Genomic DNA, 12,302 nt, shown 5'->3' on the forward strand with positions numbered 1-12,302 from the left:
ATGCTCCCTAGGGTTTTATAAGCAAGCTGGATAAGCGGCCTCTCTCCTTCTTTAGCTCTTTTTTTCTAAGTCTGCTTAAGACCCCCGCTTTCTTTAATACCCTCTCTAACCACTGGCAACTATCTCCTGGCGCACGAACTATATCCTCTTGACAAAAAAGATTTATTCTTTATCATTTTTTAATGCATAAACAATGTCGTTAATATTTTTTTATTAACACCAAAACCTACGGAGGATTAATAATGAAGGCAAAAACCTTGATATGTGTCCTTACACTGCTGATTATTGCCGGGACAGCTTCGGCCATCGAGGAGCCGGTGCTTCAGGTCGGCATGTGGGTAAAGGCAGAGCCGTGGCACAACTGGATAGGCGGCGCTGGTCGCACGAGCACCGTTAAACTCAATGTGCTCGATACGGCAAACGTCATCCAGCGTGTGGACTTTTACTACTCGATAGACGAAGGCGCTTCGTGGTCGCTTTTCGGAACAGACCTTAATGGTCAGGAACCTCTTTTCTCGACGACCGATCTCGTGATGACGCCTGTCGGGCTGACGACAATGGATCCCGCCCTGTTCGAGCCGGGCGACGGCTGGTCAACCGTATTCCCGCACCTGCTGGTTCCCCAGATAAACATGAGGGTTTTGTTCAAGAGCCTTGCATTCACGAACACGGGCGACACCCTTGTCGCGCAAACGTGGCGCAACTACGACCCCACCCCTCCCGACCAGGCGGTCGTGAGTTATGCATGGCTGAATCCGGAAACGCTTCTGGTTTCAGTCTCAGACCCCTACATGGACATAGATTCGATAACAATAGCGGCAAATCCGGAGCCCGAGCACTTCTACAAGGGCATACCGGGCATAGACCAGCACCTGGGTTCCGATTACCACTGCCTGCCCACTGCGGCGGCGGCGTGTCTCAAGTATTTCGAGGGAAAGGGCGATCCTGAGATAACGGGCGGTCTTACGGACTCCTCGCTGGTGGATACGCTGGGCAAGGAATCGGGAACCAACCAGGGCAAAGACGGCACCTATATTGATGACCTTGTGCGCGCTCTCGAAAGATGGATAGCCTCTCATGGAGGCAACTACACCGTGAGGTCCTCTAACTCGTTCGACTGGAACACTGCCTCGAGCGAGCTGAAGCGCTGCCAGGACGTTCTCGCGGGCATACGCTGGCCCAACGGCAAATGGCACATGATGACCTTCAACTCCATCGACAATGTACCCAACCCGGACGGCACAATAAGGGTCGACTTCATGGATCCGTGGACGGGCGAGATAGCGTGGGGCGATTATAATCCGGCGACAGGAGAGCTTTCTGGGTTTGAGAGTTCGTCGGGGTCGGGCGGACAGATGATAAACATGGTAATCATCTGCCCTAACGAGAAGAATCCCTACATCAGTCCGGGCACCGACCCCATAGGCGGCGCGCCCGGTCCCGAGCCTTTCCCGCAGCCCGTGCCGCTTTCGCAGATGGAGAACAACTCGCTTAAGGTCTGGATAGTGGACGCTCAAGGCAACGCCTTCACGTCCATTCAAGTGGTCCAAGCCCTTTCAACAAAGCCCGGTCCGAACCAGCACGGCATGGTTATCCCCAACTTCTACCTTGCGCAGAACTCGCCCAACCCGTTCTCGGATAAGACCCAGCTTGCATTCGCGCTTCCCGAGCGCGCCGCGTTCACGCTGAGCATCTACAACGCGGCAGGCCAGAAGGTCAAGGTGCTTCTGCACGAGACGAGACCGGCAGGATTCTACAAGCTTTCCTGGAACGCCAAGGACTCGAAAGGCAGAGTGGTTGAACCCGGCGCTTACTTTGCAAAGCTCGAGACGGATTCCGGCTTCAAACAGACCGTTAAGATGCTGATTGTCCGGTGACAATGTTCATTACTACACAATTAATGCTGATTGTCCGGTGACAATGTTCGTCCATACGCAAGCACCACACATATTGGGATAAACACATCCCTCTTGCATCATCAATAAGGCGGGGCATCCTTGATGCCCTGCCTTAACTTACACCCCAAAGAAATACTGCGTCTTTACTCCGTAGCCGCCGTCATGGTATGTCTTTGGGGAAACACCGACTTAACTATTACCCCGCGTCAGAGCTAAGGCTCCTTGACTCCGCGAGCGGCAGCACATATACTTTCGCGCATGCAGGAACCAATACCACAGACTACCCATAAAGCCTCCCCGATAAGCGGGTTCATTGCAACATGGCGCGGTGTGCTGTTCAATGCGCTGATGCTCGTCTACATCCTTGCGGTTCAGAAGCCGTTTCTTGCGCTCGTCCAGGAGTCGGCGGACATGGGGCACAAGAACATTCCTCTCGGCATATTCATCTTCAGCCTCATGCTCCTGCAGCTGGCGGCGCTCTTCATAAAGCTCCCGGCAGTCATCAGGCGCACGGGCATTACGGACACCAAGAAGTTTCCCAAGGACGGATGGATTATCGTTCTCGTGTGGGTAGTTCAGATGGGACTCAGCATCTTTCTCGTGTATGTCGGTCTGCCCGCATTAGGGATCCATGGCATCGGCTGGGCGTTTCTGGGAACCATAATCGTGGTGGCAAAGGATTACTTTCTTATTCAGTCCCTTGCCCTCGGCTCGCTGAAGGTCAAGTACAAGGTGCCGCGAGCGCTCGAATACCTTGCCGACTTTGCACTCCTTTTGTTCGGACTCTTCGCCTACACGGCGACCTGGGTGTACTGGTCGGAGAAGTTGAGGTCCGAGACGACCCCCGGGGTATCTGGACCCAGCATCGTGAGCTTCGTTTTAGGGCTGCTCTTCTTTTTCTTCTGCTTCCCGTCGATACAGGGACCCTATATCCAGGAGGTGATGGCGCTTCCAAGGACCCGGGCGAACCGCGCAAGCTTCTGGCTCTTTTGGGGAATGCTCGCCGCGAACGTCCTGTGCGCGATGCTCTCGTTTGTGTTCGGAAGCAATTAAACCCCAAAGAACTACCCCGTATTCCTTTGAGGACCCCTGCCCTTTACCCCCGGCGAGATTCTTTTTTATACAGGGTCCCCAGGGGGTGAAGTTTGCCGACTCAAAGTTGAAATAGAGGCAAACTTCCCAAGCTCCCCCGGGAGATTCGCTCGCCTCTGGCGAGATTATTTTTTCTTACGGGTTAAGTGATTGATAAGAAGGGGCTTGACAAGGATTGATTTTTAAGATATACTTTTTTGTAAAATAATTGCCTAAGAGAATTAGGTGTTTTCAAAAAAGGAGGCGTCGATTCTTATGGAAGACAAATTTTCACTACCCGCAAATTCTTGGGACAAAAATAGACAGATACTTCAAGGGTTTTGGAAGTGTTGGATAAGATTATCCGCCAGTGACAAGGATGAAAAAAGCGTAAGCTTGGATGATATAGCCCAGACAAGTGGGATCAATAGAACCCTTGTTAGTGCCAATAATGCTTTTCTCAGATCGATAGGTGTGATTGCAGGTAGAAAAACTTTTAAACTAACTGAACTAGGACAAAGACTAGCAAAAGCAATCGATTTCGACGTGGAAGAGGATATTAAAAAAACAATCTCAGAAATAGTCAAACAATCTGATTTCTTGACTAAAATTACTGATGCAGTAAGGATACGTAAATCAATGACATCCGATGCTCTCAAAAATCATATTGCGCTGACCGCAGGTTTGGCCAAAACCGATCAAACAATGCAGGGTGCCAAGGCAATAATTGATTTTCTTCTAGAGGGTAATTTGCTTGAAACTGACGGTGAAAACTTCTTTGAACCTGGGGCTGTTTCTAAAACCACTGAGAAGAAAACCGAACCTGATTTCGGTGGTTTCTTTAGAGACATCGGGTATACTAAGCCTGTAGTTGAGATTCAAAATCCTAAGACAGTTGCCACGCTTCAAATCAAATTAAACCTTACGGCCAACGACTTAAAGGAAAACCCGAAAGAATTGGTAAAAGCCATCAGGGAATTTCTAGAGGAATTAAATAAGCCGCAAGCAGAAGCTACACCTGATAAAGACCAAAAGTAATGAGATACAGAATCCCAGCGGTTACAGCTGAGCAGATTGTTTTAACCGCCATTGGAGCTTATTATTTTCAGAATTTAACCTTAAAGAAGCTAGAAAAATGGCTAGGTTTATCAAGTTCGCGTGCGAAAAATGCCACAAAAGGAGCAAGTGAACTCAATTTTATAACAGAGATTAAAAAAAACGAATTCACTGAGTACAAACCAGTCCTTCCTCTTTGTAAGTACCTCGCATTAGCTAAAGCAGAGGAACGGCCAGTAATATTCAGGCAGCAGCTTTTAGAATATGACCCATTCCTTTTTTTCAAGGAAAGACTTCTATTAGAAAACAACCAGACAACTGCTGCAACCCAGACCAAAAACAGATATAATATTGCAGCTGACTGGAATATAATACAAGGGAGCCTTTCTGACTGGGGAACTTACGCAGGCATATTCGCTAGTTCCTCAGGTGGTAGAATTGAAATTGAAGAAAGAAATTGGAACACGGCCAAAATCTGGGAAGAGATAATAAAAAGATCGGGTGAAGCACGTACATACATTATTCAAAGAATCGGGTCCGAAGCAGCTGACAAAATAGAGAGAGAAGACCTCGAAAGACTAACGACACTTTTAGGGGAGTATATGGACCTATGTAAACCACCAAAGGATTTGACTATCTGTCTTGCTGGCGTTGCAGATACTATCTTTACCAAGCTTGCAAAAGTAATAAAACCCGAAATTGATTTGAGTGGTTGTTTGGGTATCATTCAGTTGTTTGAAAAATTTAAAGGTGATGGGTTGATTGCAAATAAGCATCTTGGTTTCGGACACTTACTCGGTCAATTAAGGAATGCCGTTGACCATGATGTTGATCGTACTACAAGGGAAGCGGAATGGGAAATAGATATGGATACAAGCAGATATGCTTTCGAAATGATGCTTAGTGCCATTCGTAGTGTAGTAGCTTTTTCCAAAAGTCCCCCACAATATATACTATAGAAATTCGTAAGGTTGTTCTTTAAGTCGCCCCATCCGTCATTGCGAAGCTCGAAGAGCTGTGGCTCCGGAGGGTGAGCGAAGAGAACCATCCCATAGCACAAAGCTAAAAACGCATGGATTACCGCCATGTGTTGTAAAATAGTGCTATGAGATCGCCATGTCCTAAATCCCTTCGGGCTTTAGTCCTCGCGAAGACCCCGCCCCCTTCACCCCCTCCATCAAGGAGGGGGAAAGCGTTCGTTTTCCGCGACGCCTTTTATCAAGCGTGGCTTTGTTCCATCAATCCTGGCTTCAATCGCTCTGCCGAATGCATGCGCTTCCAGCGCTCGTCTGTGCTTCGAGCGCTCGTTCGGCCAATGCCAGCCCTGGTGGCTATTTGTCCATCTTTTGACCATCTTTTGACCATGATTTGACCAGCTTTTGACCATCTTTTGACCAGTTTCTGTCCTGGATTCCTGACCGCGTTTCTTTAATGCTGATTACGATTTTTAACACGTATCTCTAATCCTGACCTGACGGGATGAATGAATCCTGACCGCAATCGTAGCACGAATTTTCAAAAATTTAGAGCCAGCTTTTTTTGAGATAGAACCAGAGACGGCAGTCTTGCTTACCGCTCTAACACGAATCTAAAAAGGGTCTTATGGAACCGGGGTCCCCAAAGAAACCGACAAGCGATTTCTTTGGGGTATCGTCATGCGTTGCACTTAGGACAGTCGCCCGCGTACTCCGAAGAGACCGTAATCATCCTGCTCATTTCAGAACCGCTTGACATTGCGTTACTTATGCGGTTAGCCGCGGTCTGAGGTTCGCGGTTCACTGAACCGATATTGAGAACCTGCGCCTCCTTGGAGCCGTCGCGGTACACGGTTACGCCCTTGCATCCAAGCTTGTATGCCAGCATGTAGACATCGGCCACATCCATAGGAGTTGCGTGGTTTGCAAGATTCACGGTTTTTGAAACGGCGTTATCGGTATGCCTCTGGAACGCGGCTTGCATCTTAACGTGCCACGAAGGGTTAATGTCGTGTGCGGTCACGAAGATGCGCTTAACGGCATCCGGTATTTTGTGGATTTTTGCAAGTGTACCCTGTTTGGCGATTTCCTTCATTAGTCCTTCGTTGTAGAAGCTCATATCGTGCGCAAGCTTCTCAAATATTGGATTTACTTCAAGAAGCTCGGTGTTGTCCATCACGTTGCGGATATATGAGATTGCGAATATGGGTTCTATGCCCGACGAGCAGTTCGCGATTATGGAGATTGTGCCTGTGGGCGCTATTGTAGTGACGGTCGCATTGCGGCGCGCCGGTTCGGCCTTGCGGGCAAAAGTCGAGCCGGGGAATGAGGGAAACGCGCCGCGGGTTTTTGCAAGCTCCTGGGACGCCTTTACGGCCTCCTCCTGGACGAACTGCATTATTTTTTCTGCAAGCTGGAGCGCTTCTTCGGAGTCGTAAGGAATGCCTAGAGAGAGCAGCATATCGGCCCATCCCATTACGCCGAGGCCGATCTTGCGGTTGCGGCGCACCATCTCTTCGATTGCTGGAAGAGGGTAGCGTCCCGCGTCAATGACGTTATCGAGGAAGTGGACTGCCGTATGCACGATTCTTGCAAGCGCGGGCCAGTCGACTTCGTGGTCGCGGATGGCTTTGGATAGGTTGATGGAGCCAAGGTTGCAGGCTTCGTAAGGCAGAAGAGGCTGCTCGCCGCAGGGATTGGTGGCTTCTATTTCTCCGATTTCGGGTGTCGGGTTGTCTGCGTTTATGCGGTCGAGGAAGATGATTCCGGGATCGCCCGTGCGCCAGGCCATCGTAACCATAAGGTTGAATACGTCCTTTGCCCTCAGACGTCCGACTTCCTTGCCGCTGCGGGGATTAAAAAGGCTGTAGTTTGAATCCTCAAGAACCGCGCGCATGAACTCCTCGGTGACGCCCACCGAGATGTTGAAGTTCGTCAGCACGCCCTCCGATTCCTTGCAGGTGATGAACTCGAGGATGTCGGGGTGGTCGACGCGCAGAATGCCCATATTGGCGCCCCTTCTGCGGCCGCCCTGCTTTATAACGTCGGTTGCGACGTCGAAGACACGCATGAATGAAAGAGGGCCGGAGGCTATGCCGCCCGTCGAACGGACCATATCGTTCTGCGGACGCAGACGCGAGAAGCTGAACCCGGTTCCGCCGCCCGTCTTGTGGATTATGGCCGCGTGCTTGACGGATTCGAATATCTTGTCCATCTCATCCTCGACTGGAAGAACAAAGCAGGCCGCCAGCTGACCAAGCTCGGTTCCGGCGTTCATTAGCGTAGGCGAGTTCGGCATGAACTCGAAGGAGGTCATAAGGTTGTAGAACTTCTCTTCTGTTGCAGCAATATCGCCGCCGTAGCGTTCGTCCGGCTCTGCTATCGCTTTCGCCACGCGGTGAAAAAGCTGCGTCGGGGTTTCGCGAACCTTGCCTTCCTCGTCCTTAAGGAGGTAGCGGCGTTCAAGAACCTTGAGCGCGTTGAGGGAGAGTTTCAGGTCATCCTGAATGCCAACGTAAAATTGCTTTGCCTCGCGCAGTTCAGCACGTTTTCTGCGGTATAGGATGTAGGCTTTGGCGGTTTTGGCATGTCCAGAGCGGATGAGTACCGTCTCCACGATGTCCTGAACTTCTTCAACCGACGGGATTGCCTGCCCGTTGCGCCTCTTCTCTATCTCCTCCATCACTTTACGTGCAAGCAACTCTGCCTGCTCTTTATTCTCGCCGCCTACTGACTGGGCGGCTTTGAATATGGCGCTCGTTATTTTCTCTATGTCGAAATCGACAATTCTGCCGTCTCTTTTTTTAATCTTAGCCGGACTGTTTTTTTGCATTTTCTGGCCTCCTTCGACCGAGTTTAATCCTTTCAAGAAGCTTGTCAAGCACTCTGTTTTTGAATTGAATGCTGACACATAACTTTAATATATCAAGGTATTTAGACGAGGGAGCTAACTTCTTTCTCAAGTTAAAGATATCCTACTGGATATATAGAATAACTATCCACACCCATGTGGATGACGTGTTGATAACTTTGTGGATAATTCTAAGTCGCTTTATTGTCGAGCGATTAATTCGCGATACCATGTACGACCCTAAAATATCCACAAACACGGCGCATTATCCAGGAGAAGAATGCCCGTTGCAATGCCGACGGACTTGACAACGCTGTAATCAAAGGTATACTCTATGGTAGTCAGAACCTAGGAGTATCTTATGTCAAGAATCTACAAGGCGATTGTTATGTGCGCAATGGCAGGAATCGCATTCGTTGTCCCCGCGGTTTACGCGGAGGATGGAAAAGCCGTTATCATAGAAAAGCCTGCTCCGGCGACGCTTGCCGAAGGCGCAGCCGTAACAACCAAAATTGTACCCGACATGCTGGTCGCTTCCATCCGCTACAAAGGCAAGTACGAGGAGATTGGCAAGTATATAGGCATGCTTATGCCGGTCGCCGGTCCTTACATCGAAGGACCCATGTTTTCCCTTTACCACGACGAGGGCTCTGGCGAGATTCACGATATTGAAGTATGCGTGCCCGTAAAGGATTCCGTGAAGGCCGAAGGCGTAACAACCCAGATTCTCAAGGCCGGAACCATGCTTTCGATGATTCACACCGGGTCTTACGAAAAGCTGCACGAAGCCTGGGGAAAGCTCTTCAAGTATATCGAGGCTGAAAAGCTCAATATCGGCATGCCTGTCCGCGAAATTTACATCTCATGGGACGAGAAGGACCCCTCAAAGAACATCACAGAACTGCAGGTGCCGCTCGCAGAGAAAAAAGAAGATTGATTTCCATCCATGTTCAGAAGCGGTGGGCCTGACTATAGTCAGGCCCATAAATTTTTTTACCCCGTCTTAATCGGGCCCGACAGAATTTTTTAGAGTACATTAAGGAGAAGATCGCAGAACTTCATTTGGAGGACGGGTCTTAATCCGTACTTCAGCCGAAGCACATTCTTATGGTTCGTCCTCACGGGTCCCCAAAGAAATACGAAGCATTTCTTTGGGGCAAAGGTATTGACAAAGACGTAAACTCAAGTATCCTTCTCTCGTGGTCGGAACAGCGAAAAAAGGAGGATGGTTTGCCGCCATCTAAGAACCTCGAAGGAAATTTGTTGCAACCCAAGGAGGTCTTGCATGAACTGGTGGTTCGAGGATAAGCTCAAAAAGTGGGCATATTATATAGGACGAAACACGAAACCGGAAGTAAAGGAACAGGTGATGGAGGGATACAGCGACTTATTCTTGCCCCAAAAAGTCGCCGAGCGACTTCCCGGGGACCCATCCTCCCCCATGCCTGACGAAAAGGAAATCGGACTTCCTCAGATTGCGGAATGGATGAAGAAGGCTGTGGCAAGGATGGATGCGTTGGTGGACGAGGACACGCGCGTGGACATAATGACTAGCCTTTGCTGCGAGTTCCCTGCGTGGAGGATAGAGGAGTTCCGCGAGTTCTACGAGTCGGCAGCGGACAAGTTGAAAGCGGTGGACGATATACTCGCAAGGATGGAGGCTGACGGAACCACTTACGGCCCTACGAAGCGCGAGGGCTCCGCGATTGTGACTACAAAGGTTCCTTTCGACGCGGAAGGATTCAGGAACGCGCGGACGCCGGAGGAGCGCCGTAATGCATGCTGCCACTGCACATTCGTCAAGGCGATGAAAGGAGAGATATCGCCCTCATTCTGCTACTGCGGCATAGGCTGGGACCGCATGTTGTGGGAGGGAATTCTCGGCAAGCGAGTGAAGGTCCGCGTGCTAGAGTCCATAGTTCAGGGAGACGAACGGTGCATGTTCCGGATGGAGCTACCCCAGGAGATTGGGCTTTGATTTCTTCAATCAGTAAGGCAAGACCACCTTTTCTCGTCCGTCCGAGAAACCTGGTCTTTGTGAAAGGAGCATTTTATGGATTGGTTGGAAGAAAAAATAGAGAAGTGGAGCAGGGGGATTGAGAAGTATTCGAACAAGGAAACGGCCGAACGGGTGATGCAAGGGTCTGGAGCTTTGAGAGAGATGGATTCTTCAAGCCGCGCCCATTGGTTTGCAGAGTCTTTAAGGAAGCTCGAGGCTGAAATAAACGACATGGAGACGCGGCAGGAGATACTGACCGCCTGCTCGTGCACGTTCACGGACGAGTTCGGCCCGGACTCCCTCCTCCCCTATCGAAAGATCTTCGAGGAGACGGGCGACGTCCGGATGGTTCTTGAGGCGATGCAGAAGGACCGCTCGAGGTTCGCGACATCCGAACTCAAGGGAAACGTCATACACGAGAAGCGGGCGCCCCGCGATCCTGAGGCCTACGCTAAGGCTGGGACAGCCGAGGAGCGCCGGCTTGCCGCGTGCTTCTGCCCCCTGGCGAGAGCGGGTCAGGTGCCTTTCCCGGAGCCCTACTGCTACTGCAGCGCAGGATGGTTCAAGGGAATATGGGAGGGAATTATTGGCAGCCCTGTGAGAGTTGAGGTAACGAAATCGCTGCTAAGGGGCGACGAGACCTGCGAGTTCGAGATACATCTACCCCAGGAAATTCCGCAGTAATTTCTTGGGGACCCCGACTGAAAGAACCTGCAATATTCATCGGGGTCATTAAAAGAACGCTTTCGGCGTTCTTTCGGTTTTTTGTGTTTGACGTCTAACACGTCCGGCGTATAATAACGGGGATGATGTACATGAGGATCAAGGGTCATCCCGAAACACTAAAGCCTGAAACGTAGCGCAGTTCCCGACAACCATGAAACTGAAGGGTCTTGAAGCATTCCGAAGCACGTCAAGAGACGTAAAGCTCCTCATCGCGGGAAGCTTCTTCATGGGCTTCGGGTTCACGGGCTTCGGTTTGATTCTGAACGTCTATCTCAAGAAGCTGGGATTCGGCGAAGCCGACATAGGCTCATGGCTCTCGTACAAAACCTGGGCGACCATGGCAATGACTATCCCGGCCGCGTTCCTCATCCGCAGGCTCAACCTCAAGCTCATCATGTTTGTATCGATGGTTTTCGTGACGCTAGGGTCCGTCGTGATAATACTCTGGCCCGAGTTTATCTACATCGCGCTCGGGATGATTGTCACCGGTGTGTTCGGCGCATTCTCAGGAGTAATAGGCGGACCGATGATAATGAAGGGGTCTACAGACGAGGCCAGGCCCTACCTCTTCAGCATCAACTCGGCCATAGGCTTCGTTTCCGGGATTCTGGGCAATCTCCTGGCCGGCTCGCTTCCCGATATCCTCAAGCATTGGAAAATCCCAGAGCTCGACGGCTACGAGATTTCGCTCCTCGTGCACGTCGCAATCGCCTTCATCGCGGTCGTGCCGTTTTTGATGATCAAAACAGAGCGGGTCGTGGAAAATCAGGGAGCACACTTCTTTCACATAAAGACGCCGATATCGAGAATCCTTTTATTATCGACCCCGCACATACTCGTGGGACTGGGCGCAGGGCTCTCGATACCGTTCCTGAACCTCTACTTCACCGACCGCTTCAATATGTCTTCGACGGATCTCGGAATCCTCTTTTCGGTGTCGCAGGTGGTGATGATAGCGGGAACCCTTGCGGCTCCTTACCTTGCCGAACGCTGGGGAAACATCAAGACCGTTATCGTGTTCCAGCTCCTGTCCGTGCCCTTCCTTTACCTCTTATCGCTCATGCTGAACGTGTGGGTATCGATTGTGGCGTTCCTCGTGCGCTCGACACTCATGAACATGGCGCAGCCCTTAGTGACGAACTTCTCCCTGCGAATGACGGAGGAGCAGGACCACCCCCTCATGTCCGGCGTCATGACCGTTGCATGGCTTGCATCGTGGGGCATAAGCGCGAACCTTGGCGGCTGGCTCATCCAGCACATCGGGTACTTTCTGCCCTTTAATCTGACCGTTGCCGCATACATCCTCTCATCGGCCGTGTACTTCTTCGTCTTATTGCCAATGGAACGCAAGTCTACCAGCAAAGCTAACTCATAACACGTACCCTGCAGACATCCCTATAATTACCTGGGCTTTCAGCCCTTCCAAAGGGCATAATACATTCCTGACTACGTGTAAAGTTTTTTGGCGTAAAAAGACTTGACATGCGGTTTTTTTTTTTTCTATAATCATGTTGCCGAGGGCAAGACAGGAACACAGGATTCCTGAAAAATCATTGTAAAATAAACAAAGGAGAAACAATGGGCAGGAATAAAGCCCTCATCCTTGCCGCAGTAGTGATAGCGGCGCTTGCGGCGGCAACAACGGCTCAGGCCTACTATGAGACATGGGACGGCTGGTTCCATGAGGGAACTCTTTACTATAACGGAAACGCCTACACCAGGGACTA

Annotated in this window: 11 protein-coding genes; 9 read left to right on the forward strand and 2 right to left on the reverse strand. The window is 50.5% G+C overall.

What is annotated here, in order from left to right; translation table 11 throughout:
- Positions 1-242: 242 nt before the first annotated feature.
- The 4 genes from GX441_11920 to GX441_11935 all read left to right on the forward strand — a co-directional run bounded on the left by GX441_11920 (position 243) and on the right by GX441_11935 (position 4,984).
- A complete protein-coding gene (locus GX441_11920) occupies positions 243-1,877 on the forward strand; it encodes a T9SS type A sorting domain-containing protein (protein ID NLI99346.1) in 1,635 nt (544 codons plus the stop codon).
- Positions 1,878-2,156: 279 nt separating this feature from the next.
- Positions 2,157-2,951: a hypothetical protein gene (locus tag GX441_11925; GenBank protein ID NLI99347.1), complete on the forward strand. Its 795-nt coding sequence runs from the start codon at positions 2,157-2,159 to the stop codon at positions 2,949-2,951.
- Positions 2,952-3,245: 294 nt separating this feature from the next.
- Positions 3,246-4,007 carry a hypothetical protein gene (locus tag GX441_11930; GenBank protein ID NLI99348.1) on the forward strand — a complete coding sequence of 254 codons (762 nt, stop codon included), beginning with the start codon at positions 3,246-3,248 and terminating at the stop codon, positions 4,005-4,007.
- Complete coding sequence (locus tag GX441_11935) at positions 4,007-4,984, forward strand: hypothetical protein (GenBank protein NLI99349.1); 978 nt, start codon at positions 4,007-4,009, stop codon at positions 4,982-4,984. The genes GX441_11930 and GX441_11935 overlap by 1 nt, the downstream gene beginning before the upstream one ends.
- A 218-nt stretch (positions 4,985-5,202) precedes the next feature.
- On the opposite strand, the gene GX441_11940 is transcribed toward GX441_11935, so the two are convergent.
- Both GX441_11940 and GX441_11945 read right to left on the reverse strand, forming a co-directional pair.
- A complete protein-coding gene (locus GX441_11940) occupies positions 5,203-5,379 on the reverse strand; it encodes a hypothetical protein (GenBank protein ID NLI99350.1) in 177 nt (58 codons plus the stop codon).
- Positions 5,380-5,678: 299 nt separating this feature from the next.
- Entirely contained in the window at positions 5,679-7,832 is a 2,154-nt protein-coding gene (locus GX441_11945; GenBank protein NLI99351.1) for a vitamin B12-dependent ribonucleotide reductase, read from the reverse strand.
- Between the two features lie 379 nt (positions 7,833-8,211).
- Here GX441_11945 and GX441_11950 point away from each other — a divergent pair, with 379 nt between their 5' ends.
- The 5 genes from GX441_11950 to GX441_11970 all read left to right on the forward strand — a co-directional run.
- Positions 8,212-8,787 (forward strand): GyrI-like domain-containing protein, encoded by a 576-nt coding sequence (locus GX441_11950; protein ID NLI99352.1) that lies wholly within the window; start codon positions 8,212-8,214, stop codon positions 8,785-8,787.
- A gap of 348 nt (positions 8,788-9,135) precedes the next feature.
- Positions 9,136-9,828, forward strand: coding sequence for a hypothetical protein (locus GX441_11955; protein ID NLI99353.1), 693 nt, complete (start codon positions 9,136-9,138; stop codon positions 9,826-9,828).
- Positions 9,829-9,903: 75 nt separating this feature from the next.
- On the forward strand, positions 9,904-10,533 hold the full coding sequence (locus GX441_11960) for a hypothetical protein (protein ID NLI99354.1): 630 nt from the start codon (positions 9,904-9,906) through the stop codon (positions 10,531-10,533).
- A 193-nt stretch (positions 10,534-10,726) separates the two neighbouring features.
- Complete coding sequence (locus GX441_11965) at positions 10,727-11,950, forward strand: MFS transporter (protein NLI99355.1); 1,224 nt, start codon at positions 10,727-10,729, stop codon at positions 11,948-11,950.
- Between the two features lie 203 nt (positions 11,951-12,153).
- The coding region (locus GX441_11970; protein NLI99356.1) for a hypothetical protein at positions 12,154-12,302 on the forward strand (149 nt) is incomplete at its 3' end.

The organism is bacterium (genome assembly GCA_012517375.1).
GTDB lineage: Bacteria > Hydrothermota > Tepidihabitantia > B3-TA06 > B3-TA06 > JAAYVC01.

Excerpts from the sequence above, each read along its gene's own strand:
- GX441_11950 (NLI99352.1), top strand. The coding sequence starts at position 8,212 with ATGTCAAGAATCTACAAGGCGATTGTTATGTGCGCAATGGCAGGAATC.
- GX441_11940 (NLI99350.1), bottom strand. The coding sequence starts at position 5,379 with ATGGTCAAAAGATGGACAAATAGCCACCAGGGCTGGCATTGGCCGAAC.
- GX441_11925 (NLI99347.1), top strand. The coding sequence starts at position 2,157 with ATGCAGGAACCAATACCACAGACTACCCATAAAGCCTCCCCGATAAGC.
- GX441_11955 (NLI99353.1), top strand. The coding sequence starts at position 9,136 with ATGAACTGGTGGTTCGAGGATAAGCTCAAAAAGTGGGCATATTATATA.
- GX441_11960 (NLI99354.1), top strand. The coding sequence starts at position 9,904 with ATGGATTGGTTGGAAGAAAAAATAGAGAAGTGGAGCAGGGGGATTGAG.
- GX441_11930 (NLI99348.1), top strand. The coding sequence starts at position 3,246 with ATGGAAGACAAATTTTCACTACCCGCAAATTCTTGGGACAAAAATAGA.
- GX441_11935 (NLI99349.1), top strand. The coding sequence starts at position 4,007 with ATGAGATACAGAATCCCAGCGGTTACAGCTGAGCAGATTGTTTTAACC.
- GX441_11920 (NLI99346.1), top strand. The coding sequence starts at position 243 with ATGAAGGCAAAAACCTTGATATGTGTCCTTACACTGCTGATTATTGCC.
- GX441_11965 (NLI99355.1), top strand. The coding sequence starts at position 10,727 with ATGAAACTGAAGGGTCTTGAAGCATTCCGAAGCACGTCAAGAGACGTA.
- GX441_11945 (NLI99351.1), bottom strand. The coding sequence starts at position 7,832 with ATGCAAAAAAACAGTCCGGCTAAGATTAAAAAAAGAGACGGCAGAATT.